This window comes from Rhodovulum sp. P5, from assembly GCF_002079305.1.
Lineage (GTDB): Bacteria > Pseudomonadota > Alphaproteobacteria > Rhodobacterales > Rhodobacteraceae > Rhodovulum.
Window position 1 is genome coordinate 2,388,466 of sequence record NZ_CP015039.1, and the last position, 23,285, is coordinate 2,411,750.

The 23,285-nt window shown below is 64.6% G+C and carries 25 protein-coding genes; 16 read left to right on the forward strand and 9 right to left on the reverse strand.

The annotated features are described in order from the left end of the window. Positions 1-3 precede the first annotated feature (3 nt). From RGUI_RS11555 to RGUI_RS11565, 3 genes are all read left to right on the forward strand, one after another. The gene (locus RGUI_RS11555) at positions 4-1,305 is read left to right on the forward strand and encodes a TRAP transporter large permease (protein WP_081533204.1); all 1,302 of its coding nucleotides are present in this window, start codon (positions 4-6) and stop codon (positions 1,303-1,305) included. Next, positions 1,302-2,069: an alpha/beta fold hydrolase gene (locus RGUI_RS11560; protein WP_081533205.1), complete on the forward strand. Its 768-nt coding sequence runs from the start codon at positions 1,302-1,304 to the stop codon at positions 2,067-2,069. Before RGUI_RS11555 ends, RGUI_RS11560 begins: the two co-directional genes overlap by 4 nt. A gap of 255 nt (positions 2,070-2,324) precedes the next feature. After that, on the forward strand, positions 2,325-2,696 hold the full coding sequence (locus RGUI_RS11565; RefSeq protein ID WP_253798304.1) for a YbaN family protein: 372 nt from the start codon (positions 2,325-2,327) through the stop codon (positions 2,694-2,696). Between the two features lie 111 nt (positions 2,697-2,807). Here the strand turns inward: RGUI_RS11565 and RGUI_RS11570 are convergent, their stop codons facing one another. The 4 genes from RGUI_RS11570 to RGUI_RS22160 form a co-directional block, all read right to left on the reverse strand. Next, complete coding sequence (locus RGUI_RS11570) at positions 2,808-3,041, reverse strand: FeoB-associated Cys-rich membrane protein (protein WP_081533206.1); 234 nt, start codon at positions 3,039-3,041, stop codon at positions 2,808-2,810. Then, positions 3,038-5,524, reverse strand: coding sequence for a ferrous iron transport protein B (gene feoB, locus RGUI_RS11575; RefSeq protein WP_081533207.1), 2,487 nt, complete (start codon positions 5,522-5,524; stop codon positions 3,038-3,040). The genes RGUI_RS11570 and feoB overlap by 4 nt, the downstream gene beginning before the upstream one ends. Continuing rightward, positions 5,517-5,858, reverse strand: a complete 342-nt coding sequence (locus RGUI_RS11580) for a FeoA family protein (RefSeq protein WP_081533208.1) — start codon at positions 5,856-5,858, stop codon at positions 5,517-5,519. The genes feoB and RGUI_RS11580 overlap by 8 nt, the downstream gene beginning before the upstream one ends. Before the next feature lie 79 nt (positions 5,859-5,937). Next, positions 5,938-6,168, reverse strand: coding sequence for a hypothetical protein (locus tag RGUI_RS22160; protein WP_081533209.1), 231 nt, complete (start codon positions 6,166-6,168; stop codon positions 5,938-5,940). Between RGUI_RS22160 and RGUI_RS21230 the strand changes: the two genes are divergently transcribed. Continuing rightward, positions 6,167-6,325: a hypothetical protein gene (locus RGUI_RS21230; protein WP_156882944.1), complete on the forward strand. Its 159-nt coding sequence runs from the start codon at positions 6,167-6,169 to the stop codon at positions 6,323-6,325. The two genes, RGUI_RS22160 and RGUI_RS21230, sit on opposite strands and share 2 nt — an antisense overlap. A 393-nt stretch (positions 6,326-6,718) precedes the next feature. Here the strand turns inward: RGUI_RS21230 and RGUI_RS11590 are convergent, their stop codons facing one another. Next, entirely contained in the window at positions 6,719-7,933 is a 1,215-nt protein-coding gene (locus RGUI_RS11590; protein WP_081533210.1) for an argininosuccinate synthase, read from the reverse strand. Positions 7,934-8,041: 108 nt separating this feature from the next. On the opposite strand from RGUI_RS11590, the gene ilvA reads away from it, so the two are divergent. Then, positions 8,042-9,289, forward strand: coding sequence for a threonine ammonia-lyase IlvA (gene ilvA, locus RGUI_RS11595; RefSeq protein ID WP_081533211.1), 1,248 nt, complete (start codon positions 8,042-8,044; stop codon positions 9,287-9,289). Here ilvA and RGUI_RS11600 read toward each other — a convergent pair. After that, positions 9,286-9,615 carry an Hpt domain-containing protein gene (locus RGUI_RS11600; protein ID WP_081536067.1) on the reverse strand — a complete coding sequence of 110 codons (330 nt, stop codon included), beginning with the start codon at positions 9,613-9,615 and terminating at the stop codon, positions 9,286-9,288. The genes ilvA and RGUI_RS11600 overlap by 4 nt on opposite strands. A 158-nt stretch (positions 9,616-9,773) precedes the next feature. Between RGUI_RS11600 and RGUI_RS11605 the strand changes: the two genes are divergently transcribed. Continuing rightward, on the forward strand, positions 9,774-11,048 hold the full coding sequence (locus RGUI_RS11605) for a PP2C family protein-serine/threonine phosphatase (protein ID WP_371586872.1): 1,275 nt from the start codon (positions 9,774-9,776) through the stop codon (positions 11,046-11,048). Positions 11,049-11,064: 16 nt separating this feature from the next. Here RGUI_RS11605 and RGUI_RS11610 read toward each other — a convergent pair whose 3' ends face one another. Then, on the reverse strand, positions 11,065-11,511 hold the full coding sequence (locus RGUI_RS11610) for an NUDIX hydrolase (RefSeq protein WP_081533212.1): 447 nt from the start codon (positions 11,509-11,511) through the stop codon (positions 11,065-11,067). A gap of 76 nt (positions 11,512-11,587) precedes the next feature. On the opposite strand from RGUI_RS11610, the gene RGUI_RS11615 reads away from it, so the two are divergent. The 8 genes from RGUI_RS11615 (at position 11,588) to RGUI_RS11650 (ending at position 20,475) form a co-directional block, all read left to right on the forward strand. After that, a complete protein-coding gene (locus RGUI_RS11615; protein WP_081533213.1) occupies positions 11,588-12,589 on the forward strand; it encodes an Hsp33 family molecular chaperone HslO in 1,002 nt (333 codons plus the stop codon). Beyond that, complete coding sequence (locus RGUI_RS11620; RefSeq protein ID WP_081533214.1) at positions 12,576-13,178, forward strand: CoA pyrophosphatase; 603 nt, start codon at positions 12,576-12,578, stop codon at positions 13,176-13,178. Before RGUI_RS11615 ends, RGUI_RS11620 begins: the two co-directional genes overlap by 14 nt. Then, positions 13,178-14,326, forward strand: a complete 1,149-nt coding sequence (locus tag RGUI_RS11625; protein WP_081536069.1) for a CCA tRNA nucleotidyltransferase — start codon at positions 13,178-13,180, stop codon at positions 14,324-14,326. The genes RGUI_RS11620 and RGUI_RS11625 overlap by 1 nt, the downstream gene beginning before the upstream one ends. Before the next feature lie 30 nt (positions 14,327-14,356). Beyond that, positions 14,357-14,941 carry a LysE family translocator gene (locus RGUI_RS11630; protein ID WP_081533215.1) on the forward strand — a complete coding sequence of 195 codons (585 nt, stop codon included), beginning with the start codon at positions 14,357-14,359 and terminating at the stop codon, positions 14,939-14,941. Between the two features lie 54 nt (positions 14,942-14,995). Next, on the forward strand, positions 14,996-16,837 hold the full coding sequence (locus RGUI_RS11635) for an ABC transporter ATP-binding protein (protein WP_081533216.1): 1,842 nt from the start codon (positions 14,996-14,998) through the stop codon (positions 16,835-16,837). Then, positions 16,834-18,675: an ABC transporter ATP-binding protein gene (locus RGUI_RS11640; RefSeq protein ID WP_081533217.1), complete on the forward strand. Its 1,842-nt coding sequence runs from the start codon at positions 16,834-16,836 to the stop codon at positions 18,673-18,675. The genes RGUI_RS11635 and RGUI_RS11640 overlap by 4 nt, the downstream gene beginning before the upstream one ends. After that, positions 18,672-19,901, forward strand: a complete 1,230-nt coding sequence (locus RGUI_RS11645; RefSeq protein ID WP_081533218.1) for a class I SAM-dependent RNA methyltransferase — start codon at positions 18,672-18,674, stop codon at positions 19,899-19,901. The genes RGUI_RS11640 and RGUI_RS11645 overlap by 4 nt, the downstream gene beginning before the upstream one ends. Before the next feature lie 79 nt (positions 19,902-19,980). Continuing rightward, positions 19,981-20,475 carry a murein L,D-transpeptidase family protein gene (locus tag RGUI_RS11650; RefSeq protein WP_081533219.1) on the forward strand — a complete coding sequence of 165 codons (495 nt, stop codon included), beginning with the start codon at positions 19,981-19,983 and terminating at the stop codon, positions 20,473-20,475. Positions 20,476-20,478: 3 nt separating this feature from the next. Here the strand turns inward: RGUI_RS11650 and RGUI_RS11655 are convergent, their stop codons facing one another. After that, complete coding sequence (locus RGUI_RS11655) at positions 20,479-21,018, reverse strand: CAP domain-containing protein (protein ID WP_081533220.1); 540 nt, start codon at positions 21,016-21,018, stop codon at positions 20,479-20,481. A 171-nt stretch (positions 21,019-21,189) separates the two neighbouring features. On the opposite strand from RGUI_RS11655, the gene RGUI_RS11660 reads away from it, so the two are divergent. Together RGUI_RS11660 and RGUI_RS11665 are read left to right on the forward strand one after the other, a co-directional pair. Next, positions 21,190-21,777 carry a L,D-transpeptidase gene (locus tag RGUI_RS11660; RefSeq protein WP_081533221.1) on the forward strand — a complete coding sequence of 196 codons (588 nt, stop codon included), beginning with the start codon at positions 21,190-21,192 and terminating at the stop codon, positions 21,775-21,777. 137 nt (positions 21,778-21,914) lie between these two features. Continuing rightward, positions 21,915-22,094: a hypothetical protein gene (locus tag RGUI_RS11665; RefSeq protein ID WP_081533222.1), complete on the forward strand. Its 180-nt coding sequence runs from the start codon at positions 21,915-21,917 to the stop codon at positions 22,092-22,094. 83 nt (positions 22,095-22,177) lie between these two features. Here RGUI_RS11665 and hemH read toward each other — a convergent pair whose 3' ends face one another. Beyond that, complete coding sequence (hemH, locus tag RGUI_RS11670; protein WP_081533223.1) at positions 22,178-23,269, reverse strand: ferrochelatase; 1,092 nt, start codon at positions 23,267-23,269, stop codon at positions 22,178-22,180. Positions 23,270-23,285 lie beyond the last annotated feature (16 nt).

Genomic DNA, 23,285 nt, shown 5'->3' on the forward strand with positions numbered 1-23,285 from the left:
GCGATGCAATGGTATGAAGTCGGCATCGGGCTGCTTGGCCTTTTGATGTTCCTCATCGCCATCGGCCTGCCGATCCCGTTTGCGCTGGCCGCGGCCTCTCTGCCGTTCCTGTGGCAGATCCAGAGCTTCCAGACCTCGCTGGTGTCGTCGCAACTGAAACTCTGGGGCGTGTGGATCGATTACATCCTGCTCGCCGTACCGCTGTTCGTTTTCCTGGGCGAGTTGATCGGCAAATCCAATATCGGCCCGAACCTCTACCAGTTCCTGCATCAGGGGGTGCGCATGCGCGGCTCTGCCGCCTTCGGCTCCATCGGGGCCTGTGCAGGGTTCGGCGCGGTGTGCGGGTCGTCCATGGTCGGATCGCTGACCATCGGCGGGGTCGCCCTGCCCGAGATGCTGCGCCTTGGCTACGGCAAGCAACTCTCCTCGGGCGTGCTGGCCGCGGGCGGGACGCTGTCGGTCCTGCTGCCGCCCAGCCTGATCCTGCTGTTCTACGGGATCGTGACGGATCAAAGCATCGGCGATCTGTTCATCGCCGGCGTCATTCCCGGCCTGATCCTTGTCCTGTTCTTCTCGGCGGTGGTGCTTGTCTGGGGGGTCCTCTATCCCGACGACATCCCCGAAAGCGAACAAGCCCGGCGCATGGGCCTGTTTCAGATCGCGGCCACCGTCGGGCCCATCGCCCTGATCGGCCTTGTCATCACGGTTGCGATCTATGCCGGTATCGCCACCCCGACCGAGGCCGCCGCGGTCGCCGCCCTTCTGACCGTCATTCTGGCCTTCGGTGTCGGTGGGCTTCGCTGGCAGGGGCTCAAGGACGCGCTGTTTTCGACCATGCGCACGATGGGCTATCTGGGCCTGCTGCTGTCGGCTGGCACGCTCTTCGGCTTCGTGCTGACCTATTACCGTGTGCCTTACGAATTCACGCAGTATTTCATGGCGTTCGACCTGTCGCCCTACATGGTCCTCCTGATCGTGCTGGTCTTCTACATTGTGCTCGGCATGTTTCTTGAGCCGGTCTCGATGACCTTCATCACCTTGCCGACGATCTTTCCGCTGATGTCGGCCGCCGGCTATGACCTGATCTGGTTCGGGGTCGTCTATACGATCACGATGGAAATCGCCGTGCTGACCCCGCCTGTCGGCCTGAACCTCTATGTCATCCAGGGGATCAGCCGCGGACAGGTGACAATCGGCGATGTCATCAAGGGATGCCTGCCGTTCATCGGCGCGCTGCTGGTGCTGATTGCGCTGCTGGTGGCGTTTCCGCAAATCGCCCTGTGGCTGCCCGAGCAGATGAAATGAGCCCGGCTGACGTTGGTGATACCGGGGGCCGGTCCGAAGAACGGCCGCTGGTTCTTGTCCACGGTTATCTGGGCGGTGCTGGGCAGTGGGCCGACCTGCGGCAGGCGTTTTCCAATCGATTCAGGGTCGTCACCATCGATCTGCCGGGGTTTTCCGATGCCGCGCACAGGCCCGCCCCGGCGACCATCGGCGGCTTTGCCGACGACGTGATTGCACAGCTTGATGCGCTGGGCATCGACCGGTTCTGCCTGCTGGGCCATTCCATGGGCGGCATGATCGTGCAGGAGATGGCCCACAAGATCCCGTCGCGGGTGGACCGCCTTGTCCTTTACGGCACCGGGCCGCTTGGCCGTATGCCGGACCGGTTCGAAACCCTTGAGGTTTCCCTTGAGCGGCTGGACTGCGAAGGCGTTGCAGCCACGGCCCGCCGGATCGCCGCAACATGGTTCGTGAAGGGCGAGGATCACCCGGGCTTTCAGATCGTCAATCGCATCGGCGCAATGGCAAGTGCGGCCGCGGCGCAGTCTTCGCTTCAGGCCATGGCGGACTGGGACGGCCGCCCCAACCTGTCGTCGCTGACCATGCCATCCCTGGTCGTATGGGGGGACCGGGACAAGTCCTATCGCTGGCCCCAGGTCGAAACGCTTTGGTCGGGTCTGCCCGATGCCTCCCTTGCCGTGGTCCCCGGCGCATCGCACGCGGTGCATCTGGAAAAGCCGGATATCTTCACGGCCATCGTCATGGACTACCTGACCTCCCGTTGACTGCGAAGGAGCCGCGGGCGCGGAACCTTCGATTGCGGGCGACGTTCCCCGCGCGCCACACCGTCTGCGGCAGACCAAGAGTCGCGCAAGGCCCCCCGTTTTGATACGCTAAGTCACGCGGAGAGCAGAGGATCCTGCGATGGACAGAGGTTGTCCCCATTCTTCCAGCCGCGGCCGGTACCGCCCGTGGCTGACATGGACTGCTACCCGACCGCGATGGCCGGGGCGCGCGTTGGCTGTTTTCGGAGACCTCGGATGATGGTGCTTCGCGCGGCCTGGCTGATCGCGGGGGTGACGGCGCTTGGGCTGGGGATACTTGGTATTTTCCTGCCCCTGTTGCCGACGACCGGCTTTCTTTTGCTGGCGGCCTTCTGCTTTGCACGGTCCTCTCCGGTCCTGCATGACTGGCTGCTGCGGCATCCGCATCTCGGTGCCCCCATCGCCCATTGGCAGGAGCATCGCGCAATCTCCCCCCGGGCCAAGCGGCTGGCGGTGGTATCGATGCTGGCGGCGTTCGGGTTGAGCGTTCTTCTGGGTCTTCGGCCCGTGATCCTTGTCGTTCAGGCGCTGGTGTTGTCGGCGGTCGCGGCGTTCCTGCTGACCCGGCCGAGCCCGCCCAGCGGTTAGCCCGCCCGCGCCGGTGCCGGGACGGCAAACGCGGCGATCAGCCCCGCGCGGGCATGTTGGAGCGGCAGCCTTGACTGTGGAGCAGTCCCCAAACGGTGATGGGCGGGGCGGTTATTTGCGGGCGCCGGTCTCCGGTTCGGAGAAGTCGTAATTCACTGCCTCGCATGTCCCGCCGGTGGCGCAACCCGGGCAGGTGTTGCAGGCGGGCGAGGCCGCGCGCCGGCGGCGCCACAGGCCCCGGAAGAGAAAGCCAAGCGCGATGACGACGGCCAGCGCGATCAGTGCAATCTCATAACCCGCAAGGCTGGTTTCGGCGGTGAGGTCGATCTGCGGTGTCTGGTTCATGATGTCTCCTCCGCAACGGATGACCGGACGGGCAATCGAAGCCACGGCTTTGGCAGCGCCACGATCAACAGCGCGGCAAGCGCCAGAAGATAGACGGCGGTCATTGTCTGCAACCCGCTCAACCCCAGAAGACTGCCGGTGGTGAAGACAAGGCTCGCCACGGTCAGCCCGAGCAATGTCGGGAAGACGATGGAAAAGCCTGTCCAGAACGCGCTGTGCGTCTGCGTGCGGATCATGATGACCGTCGCAAGGCAGGGCGGGTACAGCGCAAAGAACAGCATCAGCGCCACCGCCGACAGTGCGGTGTGGCCGGCCGCGGCCTGCTGCGCACCCATGCGCGCTTCCAGCGGCAGGTTCTGCCCGTCATCCTGATCGAACAGCACGCTGAGCGTGGCCACGCTGTTTTCTCGCGCGGCGAAAGAGGCCAGCAGCGCCACATTGATCCGCCAGTCGAAATCGGCGAATTGCGTGACGGGCTCCAGCCCGCGTCCGATCACACCAAGAAAGCTCGACTCGACCTTGTCGCGGCGCAAAGTGCGGCGGATCGCGGTGCGCGCCTCCACAAGATCGGAGAGTGCTGCCGCAGCCGCGCGATCCTGCGCGGTGCCGTTCGGAACGAAGAACGGGGCGAAGGCCGGATCGGCGCGGAGAAAACGCGCGTCGATGGCCGCGGACCGTTCCGGCGTCGCGGCGATTTCCTGCGCTGAGGCGTAATCCGTGGCGCGGTTGAGAAGCCGGATCAACGCCGCCTGATCGGGCACGGCGGCAAGGTTTGGATTGCCCTGCAGCGTTTCGTAGAACTGCGCAATCGCGGTTTCGGCCCGGGCTTGATAAGTGGCCTGTCGCGTCTCCGGCACGCCGGGAAACTGCAGCAGCACATAGATGACGACGGCCACCGCGACCACGACGGTGGCAACCTTCTTGATGTACAGCCAGGTCCGGTCGGTGGCGCGGCGCAGCACGCCCACCGGGGTGGGCAGGTGATAGTTCGGCAGTTCCATCACGAAGGGGGCGGTTTCGTGATGGCTCAGCACCGACACGGTAAGAAGCTTCGAGATCAATAGCGCCACGATCACCGTCAGGGTTGACAGATAGAACAGCATCAACCCCTTGGCATCGGGGAAATAGATGGTGATCAGAAGCGTATAGAGCGGGATCTTGGCCATGCAGTTCATGAACGGCACGGTGAGGATCGTCGCCATCCGCGCTCGATGATCGGGGATGCCCTTGGTCGCCATCACGCCCGGCACGGCACAGCCGCCCGCAAACACCCCGGCCAGAATGAAGGGCAGCGTCGATTGCCCGTGCAGGCCGAAGCGGTGCAGGATCCGATCGAGGATGAAGGCGATCCGCGCCATATAGCCCGAGTCTTCCAGTATCGCGATCAGCGCGAACAGGATCAGGAAGATCGGAACGAAGTTCAGCAGGGTGAGGGCGGAATCGACCATCCACAGGCCCAGCACGCGCAATTGCGGATCGACGAGGAACCCGGCATCGGGCAGCAAAGCCGCGACAAGGCTGCGCCCGCCCGCCAGAACAGGCCAGGTCAATTCGCTCAACTGATAGCCCTGCACGATGGATAGCTGATAGATCGTCCAGATCGTCGCGATCAGGAACAGCGGCGCCAGCCAGCGGTTGAGCAGGAACCGGTCGATCCGTTCGGAGATCGGCACATGGCCCGCACGGGTATGATTGATGCAGGTGGCTACGATGTCGGCGGCCAGCTGGTCGCGCGCGGTGGCGATCATGTCGGACGCGCTTTCGGGCCCGGGCACGGCCTCGCGCAACCGGTGGGCGCGGTCGAGTATCGGGTGGGGATTGTCCAGCCGCTCCGCAAGCAGCTTTTCGGCCTCGCTGTCGTCCTCCAGCAGTTTCACCGCCAGCCAGCGGGCGGAGACATCCCGAAGGGCATGTTCGTCGGCCAGCAGAGCCTGAAGCTCTTCCACCGCCGGTTCCAATGTGCCGTAGTTCAGCGTGGCGGGGCGGGTATCCTGCGCCGTCGCAATCGCGTCGCGCAAATCGTCGCCGCCCTGGCCCTTGCGTCCGATGACCGGGATAATGGGCACGCACAGCCGTTTGGACAGGGCATCAAGGTCGATCTCCAGCCCGCGCGCCCCGGCCACGTCCATCATGTTCAGGGCGATGATGATCGGAACGCCCATTTCCATAAGCTGGAAGGTCAGCGGCAGCCCGCGGCGCAGATTGCTGGCATCCAGGACGTTGACCGCGAGATGGGGCTTTTCCTCCAGCAGGAACTGTCGCGCGACGCGTTCCTCGGGGGAATAGGAGGTCAGGCTGTAACATCCCGGGAGGTCCACCACCTCAACGGTTTGGCCTTCATGGATGTAGCTGCCCGATTTCTTCTCGACCGTCACGCCGGGATAGTTGGCGATATGCTGGGTCAGCCCGGTGAGCAGGTTGAACAGGGTCGATTTCCCCGCATTCTGCTGGCCGGCCAGCGCGACGAGTCGCCTCTCAGGCATAGTCGACTTCGATCTGCGCGGCCTCGTGGCGCCGCAGCACGATAAAGCTGTCGCCGACGCGCAACTCGATCGGATCGCGAAGCGGCGCCGCGCGCAGCACGGTCACTTCGCGGTAGGGACGGATGCCGAGATCGAGGAGCCGCTGGCGCACCGCACCGCAGCCCATCAGGCGCCGGATGCGGCAGGTCGTGCCGGGGGCGCAGTCGTTCAGGCTGCCGCCTTGGGGACAGACGGCGCAGGTGCCGTCTTCTGCATGGCAGCGCCTGTGCTGTCCGTGACGGTGCCGGCCCTTGCCCTTGCCCCAGCCATGTCCACCGAAAAGTCCGCGTCCCATATCGTTATCCTGTCTGCTGGGGCGGAACCGCCGGCGGTCTGCCGCGGCCCCGTCTTTGCCGTGTTTCGTGACCTTCGCGCTACTTGAGGTCGCAAGCCTTGATCCAGATCACCGCGTCCTGACTCAGTTCCTTGACGCAATGCATCGTGGCTGGGCCCGCGCCCAGCACGCCACCGGGGCGTGAAAGGTTCGGACTTGGGCTGTAAGCAAGCTGGCAATTGGCACAAAGCGGCGTATGGGCCAGTGCCGCCGTCGCCAGACCCAGCCCGATCAGGGCAACCGCCAGTGAAGACTTCGCTGCAAGATGCATGCTGCCCTATTCCCTTGCTTTGGCAGTGGCCCGGCTGCCCGAATCTGTTTCCGGTGACCCCCTGGCGGCGGCATGGGGTGGCCTATCGGTACAAAGCCTGACCGTTTGGATCAAGAAAGTCGGATTGTCGCAGATCGTCTTGGTTCACGTGGTATGACATTCCCCTGCGCTCCAGCTTGCTCCGTACCTGAGTGCTCCTATCAGGAACGGCGCGCATAGGATCGATTTAGGTCAAGATATATGTCCTGAGTTGGAGCGGCCGTTGAACAGTGATCCTGTGTGCCCAATAAACGGGCGGCGGCGCACAGGAACAAGGCGTGTGTGAGAGGCCGAGGCCGGTGTGCAGACCATGGCGAAAGGGCGCGCGGGCCTCGCGACGCGTGTCACCCCAGCCGGTCACAGAATCGATCTGAACAAAGATCAAGTAGAGCCGCTGACGGTCAGAGCTTGCGGCACAAGACCTGCCCCGGATCAAAGGTGTCGAAGCTATCGCGCCGTGTATTCGCCCGTGTGGCACGCCGCCGGTGCACACGGGCGATATCGGTGTCCCCTAGAGACGCCGGTTGCGCATCGCGATCAGCCGCAGACGCAGGGCGTTGAGCTTGATGAAGCCCGCCGCATCCTTTTGATCATAGGCGCCGGCGTCATCCTCGAAGGTCACATGTTCCTCGGAATAGAGCGAGTGATCCGACCAGCGGCCCACGGTCCGGACGGACCCCTTGTAAAGCTTCAGCCGGACGGTGCCCGTGACATGCTCTTGCGACTTGTCGATCAGCGCCTGCAGCATCTCGCGTTCGGGGCTGAACCAGAAGCCGTTATAGATGAGCTCCGCGTATTTCGGCATCAGCTCGTCTTTCAGATGCGCCGCACCCCGGTCCAGCGTGATCTGTTCGATGCCGCGATGGGCCTCCAGCAGGATCGTGCCGCCGGGCGTTTCATAGATGCCGCGGGATTTCATGCCCACGAAACGCCCTTCGACAAGGTCAAGCCGCCCGATGCCATGCTTGCCGCCCAGCTCGTTCAGCCTGGTCAGAACCGTGGCGGGCGACATCGCCGTGCCGTTGATCGCGACAGCGTCGCCTTTCTCGAACGTCACCTCGATATATTCGGGTTCGTTCGGGGCGTCTTCGGGATGCACCGTGCGCTGATAGACATAGTCGGGCGCTTCCTCTGCGGGGTCTTCCAGCACCTTGCCCTCGGACGAGGTATGCAAGAGGTTCGCATCGACCGAGAACGGCGCCTCGCCGCGCTTGTCCTTCGCGATCGGAATCTGGTTCTTCTCGGCGAAGTCGATCAGCTTGGTGCGGCTGGTCAGGTCCCATTCCCGCCAGGGCGCGATGACCTTGATATCGGGGTTCAGCGCATAGGCCGCCAGTTCGAACCGCACCTGGTCGTTGCCCTTGCCGGTCGCGCCATGGGCCACCGCATCGGCGCCCGTTTCGGCCGCGATCTCGATCAGGCGCTTGGAAATCAGCGGACGCGCGATGGAGGTGCCCAGCAGATAGAGCCCCTCATACACCGCATTCGCCCGGAACATCGGGAAGACGAAGTCGCGCACGAATTCCTCGCGCAGATCCTCGATATAGATGTCCGTCGCACCCATCATCTCGGCCTTGGCGCGGGCCGGTTCCAGTTCCTCGCCCTGTCCCAGGTCGGCGGTAAAGGTCACCACCTCGCAGCCATATTCGGTCTGCAGCCATTTCAGGATGATCGATGTGTCGAGGCCGCCGGAATAGGCAAGGACAACTTTCTTGGGCGCAGACATGGGCCACCTTTCGTCAATCGGACAACGCGCGGCGGATACCGGTTTTCGTGGCACAGGGCAAGGGAGGGGCGGCTTGCGCAAGTCTGTCGAACGCGTCAAAGCTGCATCATGAGCGATTTTGCCGACAAAGCCCGCGCTGCCGAACGCGCCATGCGCGCGGTGTTCCCGCCCACGCCCCTGCAGCGCAACGCACATCTGTCCGACCGGTATCAGGCCGATATCTGGCTGAAGCGGGAAGATCTGTCGCCCGTACGATCCTACAAGTTGCGGGGTGCCTTCAATGCCATGCGCAAGGTCTTGTCGGCGACACCGGACCGGACGACCTTTGTTGCGGCCAGTGCGGGAAACCATGCGCAGGGCGTGGCCTATTGCTGCCGCCATTTCGGGGTGCAGGGGGTGATCTTCATGCCGGTCACGACCCCGCAACAGAAGGTCGACAAGACCCGCATCTTCGGCGGCGACAATATCGATATTCGTCTGACAGGCGACTATTTCGACGACACGCTGGCCTCGGCCCAGGGGTACTGCCAGGGCGTGGGGGGCCATTTCCTGTCCCCCTTCGACGATGAGGACGTGATCGAGGGGCAGGCGACGCTGGCGGTGGAACTTCAGTCGGTCCTTTATCACACGCCGGACATGATCATCCTTCCGGTGGGCGGGGGCGGTCTGGCCGCGGGCGTCGTCTCGTTCCTTCGGGATGAGACACCCGATATCGCCTTCCGGTTCGTGGAGCCTGCCGGCGGCGCGTCCCTGTCGGCCGCCGTGGCCGCGGGCGAACCGGTGACGCTGCCGAAGGTGGACAGTTTCGTCGATGGTGCGGCGGTTGCCCGGATCGGCAGCCGCACCTTCGCGCGCCTGAAGGGCATCGCCGCCGATGATGTCCTGCGTGCGCCAGAAGATCGGATCTGCACCACGATGCTGGAGATGCTGAATGTCGAGGGCATCGTTTTGGAACCGGCAGGCGCCATGTCCGTCGACGTGCTGCCCGTTCTGGCAAGCGAGATCCGGGGCAAGTCCGTTGTCTGCGTGACCTCTGGCGGCAATTTCGACTTCGAGCGACTGCCCGAGGTCAAGGAACGCGCCCAGCGCTATTCCGGGGTGAAGAAGTATTTCATCCTGCGTCTGCCGCAGCGTCCGGGGGCCTTGCGCGATTTCCTCGACCTGTTGGGGCCGGAGGATGACATTGCGCGCTTCGAATATCTCAAGAAATCGGCCCGGAACTTCGGTTCCGTCCTGATCGGGATCGAAACCGGCCATGCCAGCAACTTCACGGCGCTGTTTTCGCGGATGGATGCACGGGGTTTCGTCTATCGCGACATCACCGACGACGCGACACTGGCAGAGTTCCTGATCTAGGCGACGTTGCGCCCGGTCTGGATCCGGTCGAGCAGGCAGTCTTTCGACTCCGCATAGCAGGTCACGAGCGGGCCGAGTTCCACGGGCTGGCCACCGGCCAGCCGGTCCTCGATATCCCGGCACAAGCCGCAGAAGTCGCGAAGCCCCAGATTCAGCGCCGACCCCCGCACGAAATGCAGTTCCCCCGCCAGGGTCTCGGGATCCGTCGTTTGCGGAAGGCGGGCGATGACCTCGTCCACCTCTTCAAGGAACAGGTCGAGGACTTCGCCGAAGGCGTCCTCGCCGACTTCGCTACGCAGTTCGTCTATGCGTGCCCAATCGATCATGACATGTTCCAACCCGATTTCTCACACCATGTCTTCACGCTAGGCCGGCGCCGTTAACAGCCGGTGACCGGGGCTTTGGCACATATGTTGAAAGCGATCTTTCACGCGGCGTTAAGTTGCGGGCGCTATTTCGGGCAGAGGCAAAGGCAAATGCATCCGTGAATATCCAGTCAGAACCCGGCACTGCAGACAATGGCGAGGCGCGCTTGGTGCGCCTTGTCCTGCTGGTTGACGACAGTCGCCTGCAGCGGCGCATCCTGCGCGCTTCGCTGGAGCGTTGGGGATATACCGTCGTCGAATGCGGATCGGCGGAAGACGCGCTGGAGGTCTGCCGCAGCCAGCCCGTCGATCTGATCATCAGCGACTGGATGATGCCCGGCATGGACGGGCCGGAGTTCTGCGAGGCCTTTCGCGCCCTGCCGCGGGAAAGCTATGGCTATTTCATCCTGCTGACGTCGAAATCGGAAACGGTGGAAATGGTCCATGGCCTGGACGTCGGGGCGGATGAATTCCTGACCAAGCCCGTGAATGCCAGCGAGTTGCGGGCGCGGATCGCCTCGGGTGAGCGGATCCTGCGCATGGAACATCAGTTGCGCGAAAAGAACCGGCTGCTGAGTTCGACACTGGCGGAATTGCAGGGCCTATACGATGCGATCGACCGCGACCTGATCGAGGCGCGGAAACTGCAACAATCGCTGGTGCGCGAACGCAGCACCCGGTTTGGCGAGTCCGAGCTTTCGCTGCTTTTGCGGCCTTGCGGCCATGTGGGGGGGGATCTTGTCGGGTTCTTTCCGGCCGGGGAAGACAAGATCGGGCTCTACTCCGTCGATGTGTCGGGCCATGGCATCAGTTCGGCGATGATCACGGCGCGTCTGGCCGGGCTCTTGGGGTCGCGGTCGGCGGAACAGAACATCGCGCTCGACCTCGACGATGACTGGACGGTTGTCGCGCGGCGACCGGAAAAGGTGGCAGAGCACCTGAACCGCCTGTTCCTGGAGGAGATCGAGACCGAACACTACTTCACGCTTTTGCTGGCCATCGTCACGATCGAGACGGGCCATGTCGATTTCGTGCAGGCAGGGCATCCGCATCCGGCGGTGCAGCACGCCGATGGCAGTGTCGAGTTCATCGGGCATGGCGGCCTGCCGGTCGGCCTGATCCCCGGGGCGGAGTTCGAATCGGGAGAGATCGTGCTGCAACCGGGCGACCGGCTATTCCTGACCTCCGACGGGATCACCGAATGCGAAGCACCCACCGGCGAACAGCTTGGCGATGACGGGCTATGCCGCCTGATGAAGGCGAATTCCGATGCGGCGGGGGAAGACTTCTTCGTGGCCTTCCTGCGCGACCTGACGACCTTTGCCGGGGTCACCGAGTTTTCCGACGATATCTCGGGCGTGCTGTTCGACTTCGGCCGGTCGCACGGGGCGTGACCCGGACGCTTGGGTTCTATCTGGCGAGGCCGAGGAATCGTGCCACGAAATGCCGGTCGCCCGCGTTGCCAAGCCGGTCGAGCGCCTCTTCCGCCGGCATCCAGAGCGCGATGTGGTCCGGCTCTATCGGGTCGCCAAGGGCGCGGACGGGCCGGGCCAGGTAAATCGTGCACAGCTTTTCCGCCCAGAGATCGTATTCGGGCATATAGGTGAAACGCCGAAAGGCCCCCAGCCGCCGCGGCGCCGCGATGGTCCAGCCGGTTTCCTCGTACACTTCGCGGTGCAGGGCCGCTACGGGGGATTCGCCGGGATCGATCCCGCCACCGGGCAACTGGAATTCGGGTGTTGGATGTTCCTGATGCGTGATGAGGAGCGACTCCCCCCGCGCCAGAACCGCATAGGCCCCCGGCCGCAGGCGATAGCGTTGCCGTCCGTCTATCCGTTCACCGAACCGTCTGATCATGCGCCGTCCCTTTGTGCCCGCCTTGTGGCCTCTATATAAGGCGGGTATGCCAAGGCGAGAGGCCCAAGGAAACCCCATGTCACTCGGATCGCAGATCGCCTGGGACGATACCGTCCTGCCCTTCCAGCTTGACCGCAGCGATATCCGCGGGCGCGTTGCCCGGCTGGACGGAGTGCTGGATCAGGTGTTGTCGCAGCACAACTATCCCCCGCAGATCGAAGCGCTGGTGGCCGAGGCCGCCCTGCTGACCGCATTGATCGGGCAGACGATCAAGCTGCGCTGGAAACTGTCGCTGCAGATCCGGGGCGATGGCCCCGCACGACTGATCGCGACGGACTATTTCGCCCCGGCCGAGGATGGCGCGCCCGCATGGATCCGCGCCTATGCCAGTTTCGACGAGGACCGGCTTGACCCCGAGGCAAAGCCGTTCGACCTGATCGGCAAGGGCTATTTCGCCGTTCTGATCGACCAGGGGCGGGACATGGTGCCCTATCAGGGGATCACGCCGATTGCGGGCGGTTCGCTGTCTGCCTGTGCGGAAACCTATTTCGCGCAGTCCGAACAGTTGCCGACGCGGTTCTCGCTCAGCTTCGGGCGGGCCATGCTGCCGGGCCAGGGGGAACGCTGGCGCGCGGGCGGCGTGATGCTGCAGATGATGCCCGAGGCCTCTCCCTTTGCGGCACAAGGGGGCGGCAGCGGGGACAAGGGATTGCTGATCGCCGACGACATCCTTGACGGGGACGAGGCGGAGAACTGGCACCGGGCCAACACGCTGCTGGATACGGTTGAGGATATCGAGCTTGTCGGCCCAAGGGTGCAGCCGACCGATCTGCTGGTGCGGCTGTTTCACGAGGAAACGCCCCGGGTTTTCGACCCGCAGCCGGTGCAATTCGGCTGCACCTGTTCCGAGGACCGGGTGCGGCAAAGCCTGTCGATCTACTCGGCCAAGGACATCGGCCACATGACCACGGACGAGGGCATCGTGACCGCCGATTGTCAGTTCTGCGGCGCGCATTACGAGCTTGACCCCACGACGCTGGGCTTCGAGGCGGAGAAAGACCCAGATGACGACGGCTGAGGCGATCGAGGCACTCCGATCCGCCCTCAGCCAGCCGGGGGGTGAGACCTCCGACCACGATCTGAACCCCGATTTCATCCTGCCGGAGGGGCGCGTTCTGCGCCCCGCGGCCGTTCTGGTGCCGGTGCTGCCGTCCCCGGCCGGGGCGCAGGTGGTGCTGACCAAGCGGTCCTCCCGCCTGCAACACCATCCCGGTCAGATCGCCTTTCCCGGCGGCAAGGTGGATGACAGCGACACAGGCCCCATCGATGCCGCCCTGCGCGAAGCGGAGGAAGAGATCGGCCTGCCCCGCGATCTGGTCGAGGTTCTGGGTACGCTGCCATCCCATGAAACGGTGACCGGGTTCACGATCACGCCGGTTCTGGCCCATATCCGCGCCCGGTTCGACCCCCGCCCCGAGGCGGGCGAGGTCGACGAGGTGTTCGAGGTGCCCTTTGCGCATCTGATGACGCCCGCGCATTTCGTGGTGCAGTCCCGCATCTGGCGGGGTCAGCGGCGGTTCTATTACACCGTGCCCTATGGGCCCTATTACATCTGGGGGGCGACGGCGCGAATCCTGCGGTCGCTGGCGGGCCGGGTGGCACCGTGATCCGGGTTTCGGGCGAGTGGTTCTTTGCCGACCATACGCAGGCGGTCTGCGCCGTCTTGACGGATGCGGGCCATCGGGCCCTGTTCGTCGGCGGCTGCGTGCGCAATGCCCTGCTAGGGGCGCCGGTCACCGATATCGACATCGCCACCGATGCCCGCCCCGAACGGGTGATGGAATTGGCCGAGGGCGCGGGGCTGAAGGCCATTCCCACCGGGTTCGACCACGGCACCGTGACGATCGTGGCCGGGCATCTGCCCCATGAGGTGACAACCTTTCGCCGAGATGTCGAAACCTTCGGCCGCCACGCGGTCGTCGCCTTTGCCGACACGGCGGAGGAGGACGCCCACCGCCGCGATTTCACGATGAACGCGCTTTACGCCACGCCGGATGGCAGGGTGGTCGATCCGCTGAACGGCCTGCCGGATCTCAGGGCGCGGCGGGTAAGGTTCATTGACGATGCCGGTGCCCGTATTCGGGAGGACTATCTGCGCATCCTTCGGTTCTTCCGGTTTCATGCGTGGTATGGCGACCCCGATGCCGGGATCGATGCCGAGGGCTTGGCCGCCTGTTCTGCGAATTCGGCGGGAATAGAGACGCTTTCAAAGGAAAGGGTGGGGGCGGAGATCAAGAAACTCCTGTCCGCGCCCGATCCGTCGCAAAGCGTCGCGGCGATGGCCCAAAGCGGTGTGCTGGCCCGCACTTTGCACGGGGCGGAGGCGCGGCTCTTGCCCGTTCTGGTGCATCTGGAAGGGGCGCATGGTGTCGCGCCCAACCCGATCCGGCGGCTGTCGATTCTGGGGGGCGAGGATCACGCCGACCGTCTGCGGCTGAGCAAGGCGGAGGCGCGCAAGCTTGACCGGTTGCGCCAGGCGATGGCGATGGATGCCGCCCCCGCGGCCCTGGGGTACCGGTTCGGTGTCGAGGACGCCCGCGATGCCGTTCTGTTGACGGCGGCTGCCTTGGGCGCCCCTCCGCCGTCCGGGTTCATGGCGGATATCGAAACGGGGGCTGCTGCCGCCTTTCCGCTGTCGGCGCGGGACCTGATGCCTGGGCTGTCGGGCCCGGCGCTGGGCGACCGGCTGAAGGCGCTTGAGGCGCGCTGGATCGCCTCCGGCTTCACGCTCACGCGCGAGGATCTGCTTGACTAGCCGCGACTGCTCCGGCAGCGCGTGACGGCCATGCTGGTCGACCCGCTTTACCTGTTCGTCTTTGCCGGGCTGTTTTCCCCGGGGCCCAACGTGATCCTGCTGACCGCGTCGGGCGCGCGGTTCGGGTTCCGGCGGACCTTGCCCCATGCCGCCGGGGTTGTCATCGGGGTTGGCGTGACCTCTGGCCTGACGGGCTTGGGCATCGGCGCGCTGGTCCTAGCGCAGCCGGCGCTCACTGTGGCGTTGCGTGTTCTTGCGGCGGGCTGGATCCTGTGGATGGCTTGGAAACTGCTGGGCGCGGCGCGTCAGGCCAAGGGGCAGACCGGCGACCGGCCCTTTACCTTCGCCCAGGCCGTGCTGTTCCAATGGGTGAACCCCAAGGTCTGGGCGGTGGCATTGGCGGCCGCGGCAGGCTACGGCGCGGGTCTTGGCCCCTGGGGGGAGGCCACGCGGCTGGCCACCGCGTTTTCGGGGCTGAACCTCTTCGTTTGCCTGTTCTGGGCCTTCGCCGGGTCGTTGCTGAGCGTCCTGTTGTCGAGCGAACGCGCATGGCGGCTGTTCATGGGCGGCATGGCCCTTGCCCTTGCGGCATCGGCGGGCTTGGTATTTCTCTGACACGTGGCTGCCCTATAGTTGTGGGCACAGGCATCAGGAAGGCCGCTTTTCAACGTGTTCCGATTCTTCGAATCCCTTGTCGATCCGTACAGGCCGTATGCGGACAGCGATACGCCGCCCCGGCGGTTGGCGCCGTTCCTGTGGGGCTATGCCAAACCCTTCTGGAAGGTGTTCGTCATCGCGATCGTGCTGGCCATCCTGTCGGCAGCGGTCGAGGTCTGGCTGATCAACGTGCTGGGGAACATCGTCGATCTGTTGTCCGATGGAACGCCGCAACAGGTCTGGCAGGCGCATGGGACGACGATGATCGCGCTGGGGCTGTTCATCCTGATCGTGCGGCCGGCAATTCAGGCGCTGGATGCGGCGGTCCTGAACAACGGGATCATGCCGAATTTCGGCACGATGATCCGGTGGCGCGCCCATGCCCATGTGCTGCGCCAGTCCGTCGGCTGGTTCGAGAACGACTTTGCCGGGCGCATTGCCAATCGCATCATGCAGACCCCGCCCGCCGCGGGCGAGGCGGTGTTTCAGGTCTTCGACGCGATCAGCTATGCGCTGGCCTATGTCGTCGGCGCCGCGATCTTCCTTGGGCAGGCCGATCCCCGGCTGGCGATTCCGCTGCTGGTCTGGCTGCTGCTCTACGCCATTCTGGTGCGCTGGACGATCAAGCGGGTGGGACCGGCGTCCAAGGCGGCGTCGGATGCGCGCAGCGCCGTGACGGGTCGGGTGGTGGATGCCTATACCAACATTCATGCGGTCAAGCTTTTCGCCCATCACGACCGGGAATTGGCCTATGCGAAGGAGGCCATCGAAGACACGCGCCGGACCTTTGCCGCCGAGATGCGGATTTTCACCAAGATGGATTTTGCCCTGACCGCACTGAACGGCTTCCTGATCGTGGGTGTGGTCGGTTGGGCAATCGGGCTTTGGATGCAGGGGATGGCAAGCGTGGGCGTCGTGGCGGCGGCCACCGCGCTGACGCTGCGCCTGAACGCGATGACCGGCTGGATCATGTGGTCGCTGTCCAGCTTCTTCCGCTCGCTCGGCGTCGTGGCCGAGGGGATGGAGACGATCGCGCAGCCGATCACGCTGGTCGATGCGCCCGATGCCCGCGCGATGGACTTTCGCGAGGGCCGGATCGAGATCAAGGCGCTGACCCATCACTACGGGCGCGGCAGCGGCGGGCTGGAGGGGATCGACCTGACCCTGGAGCCCGGTGAGAAGGTCGGGCTGGTCGGGCGGTCCGGTGCGGGGAAGTCGACATTGGTGAAGCTGCTGTTGCGGTTCTACGACGCCGAGGGCGGGCGTATCCTGATCGACGGGCAGGACGTGGCCCATGTCACGCAGGAATCCCTGCGCCGCCATATCGGCATGGTCAGTCAGGAGGCGACGCTGATGCACCGCTCCGTCCGCGACAACATCCTTTATGGCCGACCCGAGGCGAGTGAGGACGAGATGATCGCCGCAGCAAAGCGGGCGGAGGCGCATGACTTCATCCTCGATCTTGCAGACAGCGACGGTCGGCGCGGGTACGATGCGCGCGTCGGCGAACGCGGCGTGAAACTCTCGGGTGGGCAGCGGCAGCGGATCGCACTGGCCCGCGTGATCCTGAAAGACGCCCCGATCCTTGTGCTGGACGAGGCGACCTCGGCGCTGGATTCCGAAGTCGAGGCGGCGATTCAGGAAACGCTCTACGGGGTGATGGAGGGCAAGACGGTGATCGCCATCGCGCACCGGCTGTCGACCATCGCGCATATGGACCGGATCGTGGTGCTGGATGACGGCCGCGTCGTCGAAGACGGCAGCCATGGGCAGTTGCTGGCGCATGGCGGGCTTTATGCCCGGTTCTGGGCGCGGCAATCGGGCGGCTTCATCGGGACGGAGGCGGCGGAGTGAGCGCCCTTGATGCCCTCGGGCGCCTGATCGACCCGTTTCAGCCGGCCGATGGCCCGCCGCCGCCGCGGCTGGTCTCCTTCGCGCGCTGGGCGCTGGCCGGGTCGGGGAAAGCGCTGCTGATCACCCTTGCCATCGTGGTGACCGCAGGTTTTGCCGAACTTGTGGCCGCGCGTTTTACCGGATGGGTGATCGACGCGGCGGCGGCCACCGGCCCGGGGGCCTTCTGGGCGCCGTTCTGGCCGCTGGTCGTTGGCGGCGCGGTTTTCTTCCTGGTGATCCGGCCGGTGATCTTCGCGGCCGATGCCGGGGCGGGGTCGATCGTATTGGGCCCGCATCTGTTCCCGCTGATCCTGTCGCGGTTGAACCGCCATACGCTCGGCCATTCGATGCGGTATTTCGAGAACGATTTTGCGGGCCGGATCAGCCAGAAGGCGATGCAGACCGCCCGCGCCTTGACCGATGTGGTGATCGAGGTTCTGGACGTGGTGACCTATGGCATCGCGATCTTCCTTGGCACGCTGGTCCTGATAGCGGGTGTCGATGGGCGGCTGTTGCTGATCTTCGTGCTGTGGGCGGCGCTTTATGGCTTTGCGCTGCGCTGGTTCATTCCGCGCGTTCAGGCGCGGTCGAAGGCCCGCGCTGGGGCGCGGACGCAGGTGACGGGCCAGATCGTCGACACGCTGTCGAACATCGCGACCGTCAAGCTGTTTGCCCATGACGAGCACGAAGACCGCGCCACGCTTGATGCGCTGGATCGGTTCCGCGTCAAGGCCTTCGATTTCGGGGTGATGTCGGCCAGTTTCCGGCTGGTGCTGACATCCCTTGGCGGGCTGTTACCGCTGTTTTCGATCCTCGGCTCGCTCGCGCTCTGGACAGCGGGGCAGGCGACGCCGGGCGATATCGCGATGACCGCGATGGTGGCCACGCGGCTGGCGCAGATCACCAACAGGCTGGGCATGGCGGCGGTGTCGATCTTTGCCAATATCGGCGAGATCGAGGACGGGATCGGAACGCTTGCCGTGCCACATGAGATCACCGACCGGCCGGACGCGGCACCGCAGGTGGCAGGCCAAGGGGCCGTCCGGTTCGAGAATGTGACCTTTGCCTATGGCGGATCGGTCACAGCACTCGATGCCTTCGATCTGTCGATCACGCCGGGGGAAAAGGTGGCGCTGGTGGGCGCGTCGGGGGCGGGGAAATCGACGGCGACGGCGCTGTTGCTGCGGCTTTACGATGTGGAGGGTGGGCGGATCACGCTGGACGGGGTCGATATCCGTGACCTGACGCAAACCGCGCTGCGCCACCAGATTGCCGTGGTCCGGCAGGAAACCGCGATGTTCAACCGCTCCGCGCGGGAGAACATTCGCTACGGGCGCCCCGATGCCACCGATGCAGAGATTTTCGCCGCTGCCGCCCGTGCGCAGGCGCACGAGTTCATCGAAGAGCTTGTCGATTACAAGGGGCGGCGGGGGTATGACGCCTATCTGGGCGAACGCGGGGTGAAGTTGTCGGGCGGGCAGCGCCAGCGGATCGCACTGGCGCGGGCGATCCTGAAGGATGCGCCGGTGCTGGTGCTGGACGAGGCGACATCGGCGCTCGATTCCGAGGTCGAGGCGCAGATCCAGTGCGCGCTGGAGGAGGTGATGGAGGGCAAGACCGTGCTGGCCATCGCGCACCGGCTGTCGACCATCGCGCATATGGACCGGATCGTGGTACTCGACCACGGTCGGATCGTCGAGGAAGGCAGCCACGCGGCACTGCTGCGCCGGGACGGGCTTTATGCCCGGTTCTGGGCGCGGCAGTCGGGTGGCTTCATCGGGACGGAGGCGGCGGAGTGAGCCACCTGATCGAACGGCTTTCCCTGCGGGGCGAGGGTCTGACGGCGGACGGGATCACCGTGCCCCTGACCCTGCCCGGCGAGGAGATCGAGGGGGCGGCGGCGGACGGCCGGATCCCCAGCCCGCGGATCGTGACGCCGGTTCCGGAACGGGTGCGCGCCCCTTGCCCGCATTATTCCGGGTGCGGCGGCTGCGCCTTGCAGCATGCGAGCGACGCCTTCGTGGCCGACTGGAAGATGCAGGTGGTCAGGCGCGCGCTGGACGGGCAGGGGCTGGAGGCGCCGGTGCGGCCCATCGTGACCTCCCCGCCAGAGACAAGACGGCGGGCGGTGCTGGCGGGGCGGCGCACGAAGAAAGGTGTGCTTATCGGGTTTCATGCGCGTGCCTCTGACGTGATCGTGGAGGTTCCGGACTGCCGCCTGTTGCATCCCGATCTTCTGGCGGGGCTTCCCGCGTGCGAGGATCTGACGTCGCTTGGCGCATCGCGAAAGGGGGCCTTGGCCCTGACGCTGACCCGGTCGGAAGACGGGCTCGACATCGCGGTGGCGGAGGCCAAACCGTTGGAGGGCGGGCTGTTTGCTGAGCTGGCCGGGGTGGCCGAGCGCCATGACGTGGCGCGCCTGACATGGAACGGGGAGTTGATCGCCGAACGCCGCCCGCCGCGGCAGCGGATGGGCCGGGCCTTTGTTGCGCCGCCGCCGGGGGCGTTTTTGCAGGCGACCGAAGACGGGCAGGCGGCGCTGACGGCCGCGGTGGTCGAGGCGGTGGGATCCGCCGCAAATATTGCCGACCTGTTCGCGGGCTGCGGGACTTTCGCGCTGCCCTTGGCCGAACGGGCACAGGTGCATGCGGTCGAGGGATCTCGCGCGATGCTGGCAGCGCTGGATGCCGGTTGGCGGCGGGCGACCGGCCTGAAACGCGTGACGACAGAGACGCGCGATCTCTTCCGCCGTCCCCTCCTGCCGGATGAACTGAGGAAACTTGACGCGGTCGTCCTTGATCCGCCGCGTGCGGGGGCGGAGGCGCAGGTGGAGCAGATCGCGGCATCTCAGGTCCCCGTGGTTGCCGCGGTGTCGTGCAATCCGGTGACCTTTGCACGGGATGCGCGGATGCTGTGCGCTGCGGGGTTTCGCATAGACTGGGTACAGGTGGTCGATCAGTTTCGCTGGTCCGGCCATGTGGAACTGGCCGCGCGGTTCAGCCGAACCGGCCCTGTTGGCCGATGACGCTTTAGCAGGTGAAGCAGACCGCAAGATCGCGTATGGTCGCACGCAACAAGACAAGCACAAAACGGGCGACACAGGCATGATCGGGCGGCGGGCGTTTCTGGGGACGGGTGCATTCTTTGCGCTTGTCGGGTGTTCATCGAAATTCAAGCGCTATGACGGGCCGGAGGTCACCCGCATCCTTGTCTTCAAGGACAAGCGGAAGATGTACCTTGTCCACCATGACCGGGCGTTGAAGAGCTATGATATCGACCTTGGCTCTGCGCCCGTTGGCGACAAGACACATGAGGGCGACGGACGCACGCCGGAGGGGCGCTATGTCATCGACCGGCGCAATCCAAACAGCGACTATCACCTGTCGCTGGGGATCTCTTATCCCAACGCAGCCGATATCGCCGAGGCGCGGGCCCTTGGGAAGGACCCCGGCGGCGACATCTTCATCCACGGCCGGTCGCGCGAGAATCGCGGCAAGGGCCCGGATTGGACGGCGGGCTGTATCTCGGTGAAGGACAAGGAGATGGAAGATATCTACGCGATGGTGCGGCTTGGCACCGTCATAGACATCTTTCCCTGAGCGTCAGAGTCCGGCAAGGGCCGGTTGACTGCGGCCGGTGATGATCGTCCACCATATCTTGCCGTTGGGTTCCTGGAAGTAGGCAAAGCCCATTTCGGTGGCCGCGGGGTCGAGGATGATGGCACTCTTGTCGGCCTCCTCCATCCAGCCGGCCAGCGTTTCCAGTTCGGTTTCATAGCTTTCGGACACAAGCAGGCCCTGAAGGCTGCCCTGATATCCGACCTGGGTGGCAAGGATATACGGCGACTGCCCGCCGGAGCCGAAGGCCCAGGGGCGGTTCTGCACCGACATGTCGCGCGAATGGGTCTCTGCCGCGGCGTTCAGGCGCGCATCAAGCTCCAGGGGCGCCAGCCCGCGCGCGTTGCGCAGCACATTGACCGAATCTAGCATCCGGTACTGGATCTTGGCCGCATCGCCGCGCGAGATACGATAGACGCGCGGCAGGGGTTTGCCGTCGGGCCCATAGCGTGTCACCGGTTCGCCGGAGCCGCAGGCCGACAAGGTCATGAGCGCGGCAACCAGAGCGAGGACCAGACCCCTCATACAAAGCATCCCTTTCGTCATTCCCTTCCCTTGTGTCTAGCGGGTATGCCGGGGCGGTTCAAACGCTTCCCGGCTGCGGTGCCGACTTTGACCGGTCTTTGATTTGCAGGTGCTGCCCGCTCCGCCTATATCCGTTTAAAAAGAGGCACGTCCCGCCAGAAGGAGGACCGCATGGCTATCGACAGTCCGTTCCGGATGACACGCCGCCATTTCATGGGCGCATCCGCACTTGCCCTTGGGGGGGCGGCCCCTGCGGTTGCCTGGGCGCAAGACGAGGCATCGGCGGGCCAGGGAGTGCGCCGGAACACGGCGATGTTCCGGGCGCATGACTGGCAGGACTATTTCTCGACGACGCGGAAGGGGGCCATTCTGGTCGATATCAGTTCGACCGCCCTGCATTTCTGGTCGGAGGATCAGACGATCTACAAGGTCTATCCGACATCCGTGCCGGTTTCGGATGACCTGACGCGGCGTGGCCGGACCGAGGTCGTGCGCAAGGTCGTCGGCCCGGAATGGCGGCCGACGCCAGCGATGAAGAAGCGCAACCCCGAATGGCCCGACTATGTGGCGCCGGGGCCGGACAATCCGCTGGGGACGCATGCGCTGTATCTGGGGTGGACATACTATCGTATCCATGGCACCCACGACACGCGCAAGATCGGGCGACGGTCCTCCAACGGCTGTATCGGGCTTTACAACGAGCATATCGCCGAACTCTTCGAACTGGCGGAAATCGGCACGCAGGTGTTGCTTATTTGACGACATCGGCGCCGGCGTCGCGCCCAATCCGCGTGTTCCGTTGAAAAGTCGGGAAATCGTGGATTAGACAGAGGTTACATGTTCATAATGCATGTGACGGGTGGAAGAATCGTCCCGTGCAGAAATAGGAGAGACCCATGAAGAAACTCGCTCTTGCCGCCGCTCTTTCGGTTGCTGCGACTTCGGCGTTCGCCGGTGGTTACACCGAGCCGGTCATCGAGCCGGAAGTGATTGTGGAAGACACCTCGTCCTCCGCCGCTGGTATCCTGGTTCCGCTGATCGCCGTCATCCTGATCGCCGCTGCTGCGTCGAACTAAGCGATCCGCCGATCATCAAAAAAGGCGGTGGGTTGTCCCACCGCCTTTTTCATGTCTGCCTGTCGGGGCGTGGCGCCAGTTGCCTAGTCCAGCCAGCCCCTGAGATTCGACCGGATGACCTCGCCCAGCGCGCGAATATGGGCATCGTCATCGTTCAGGCAGGGAATGTAGGTGAACTTCTCGCCGCCGGCTTCCTCGAAGCTTTCGCGAATCTCTTCGTTGATTTCTTCCAGCGTCTCGATGCAATCGGCCGAGAAGGCCGGCGCGATCACCGCGATCTTCTTCTTGCCCTTCTCGGCCAGCCGCGCGACCTCTTCCACCGTATAGGGCTGAATCCACTCCTCCGGGCCGAAGCGCGACTGGAAGGTTGTCGTGATCTTGTCATGCGCCCAGCCCAGCTTCTCCTTCAGCAGGCGCGTCGTTTTCAGGCAGTGGCAGTGATAGGGGTCGCCCTCGTTCACATAGCGTTGCGGCACCCCGTGATAGGAGCAGACGAGGATGTCGGGTTCGTAGTCCATCTGCGCATAGGCGCGCTCGACCGAGGCGGCCAGCGCCTCGACATAGAGCGGATCGTCGAAATAGGAGGTGATGGTGCGTACCGGCGGCTGCCACTTCTCGTGCATCAGCGCGCGGAAAAAGTGATCGCAGGCCGTGGCCGACGTCGTGCCGGAATATTGCGGATAAAGCGGAAAGAACAGGATCTTCCGGCAGCCTTTCTCGGCCAGTTCGCGCACCTTAGAGCGGGTCGAGGGGTTGCCGTAGCGCATGCAGAAATCGACGACGACATCGTCACCAAAGCTTTCCTGCAAGTCGGTCCGGAGCTTTTCTGTCTGCGACTTCGTGATCGTCATCAGCGGGCTTTCCCCCGCCTCATGGTTCCAGATCGATTTGTACGCCTCGCCGGACGAGAACGGGCGCTTGGTCAACACCACGAGTTGCAGGATCGGCTGCCAGACCCAGGAGGGATAGTCGATCACGCGCTCGTCCGACAGAAATTCGTTCAGGTACCGCCGCATCGAGCGATAATCGTAGTTGTCCGGTGTCCCGAGATTGGCAAGCAGGACCCCCACCTTTGCCGGCGGAATCCGGGGATGGCCCGGCGGCGCGTGCGACGGACGTTCCGCCAACGCGGCGTTTTCGAGGGGTGCTGCCTCGTTCTGTTTGGAGTCAAACATCGTCTCGGCTCCGGGC

What these genes read in the sequence shown, in the direction of transcription:
- RGUI_RS21230 (WP_156882944.1), top strand. Translation starts at nt 6,167, where the DNA reads ATGCTGCCCTATTCCCTTGCTTTGGCAGTGGCCCGGCTGCCCGAATCT.
- RGUI_RS11600 (WP_081536067.1), bottom strand. Translation starts at nt 9,615, where the DNA reads ATGATCGATTGGGCACGCATAGACGAACTGCGTAGCGAAGTCGGCGAG.
- RGUI_RS11620 (WP_081533214.1), top strand. Translation starts at nt 12,576, where the DNA reads ATGACGACGGCTGAGGCGATCGAGGCACTCCGATCCGCCCTCAGCCAG.
- feoB (WP_081533207.1), bottom strand. Translation starts at nt 5,524, where the DNA reads ATGCCTGAGAGGCGACTCGTCGCGCTGGCCGGCCAGCAGAATGCGGGG.
- RGUI_RS11615 (WP_081533213.1), top strand. Translation starts at nt 11,588, where the DNA reads ATGTCACTCGGATCGCAGATCGCCTGGGACGATACCGTCCTGCCCTTC.
- ilvA (WP_081533211.1), top strand. Translation starts at nt 8,042, where the DNA reads ATGAGCGATTTTGCCGACAAAGCCCGCGCTGCCGAACGCGCCATGCGC.
- RGUI_RS11655 (WP_081533220.1), bottom strand. Translation starts at nt 21,018, where the DNA reads ATGAGGGGTCTGGTCCTCGCTCTGGTTGCCGCGCTCATGACCTTGTCG.
- RGUI_RS11650 (WP_081533219.1), top strand. Translation starts at nt 19,981, where the DNA reads ATGATCGGGCGGCGGGCGTTTCTGGGGACGGGTGCATTCTTTGCGCTT.
- RGUI_RS11665 (WP_081533222.1), top strand. Translation starts at nt 21,915, where the DNA reads ATGAAGAAACTCGCTCTTGCCGCCGCTCTTTCGGTTGCTGCGACTTCG.
- RGUI_RS11570 (WP_081533206.1), bottom strand. Translation starts at nt 3,041, where the DNA reads ATGAACCAGACACCGCAGATCGACCTCACCGCCGAAACCAGCCTTGCG.
- RGUI_RS11610 (WP_081533212.1), bottom strand. Translation starts at nt 11,511, where the DNA reads ATGATCAGACGGTTCGGTGAACGGATAGACGGACGGCAACGCTATCGC.
- RGUI_RS11580 (WP_081533208.1), bottom strand. Translation starts at nt 5,858, where the DNA reads ATGGGACGCGGACTTTTCGGTGGACATGGCTGGGGCAAGGGCAAGGGC.
- RGUI_RS11590 (WP_081533210.1), bottom strand. Translation starts at nt 7,933, where the DNA reads ATGTCTGCGCCCAAGAAAGTTGTCCTTGCCTATTCCGGCGGCCTCGAC.
- RGUI_RS11630 (WP_081533215.1), top strand. Translation starts at nt 14,357, where the DNA reads ATGCTGGTCGACCCGCTTTACCTGTTCGTCTTTGCCGGGCTGTTTTCC.
- RGUI_RS11555 (WP_081533204.1), top strand. Translation starts at nt 4, where the DNA reads ATGCAATGGTATGAAGTCGGCATCGGGCTGCTTGGCCTTTTGATGTTC.
- RGUI_RS11660 (WP_081533221.1), top strand. Translation starts at nt 21,190, where the DNA reads ATGGCTATCGACAGTCCGTTCCGGATGACACGCCGCCATTTCATGGGC.
- RGUI_RS22160 (WP_081533209.1), bottom strand. Translation starts at nt 6,168, where the DNA reads ATGCATCTTGCAGCGAAGTCTTCACTGGCGGTTGCCCTGATCGGGCTG.
- hemH (WP_081533223.1), bottom strand. Translation starts at nt 23,269, where the DNA reads ATGTTTGACTCCAAACAGAACGAGGCAGCACCCCTCGAAAACGCCGCG.
- RGUI_RS11565 (WP_253798304.1), top strand. Translation starts at nt 2,325, where the DNA reads ATGATGGTGCTTCGCGCGGCCTGGCTGATCGCGGGGGTGACGGCGCTT.
- RGUI_RS11560 (WP_081533205.1), top strand. Translation starts at nt 1,302, where the DNA reads ATGAGCCCGGCTGACGTTGGTGATACCGGGGGCCGGTCCGAAGAACGG.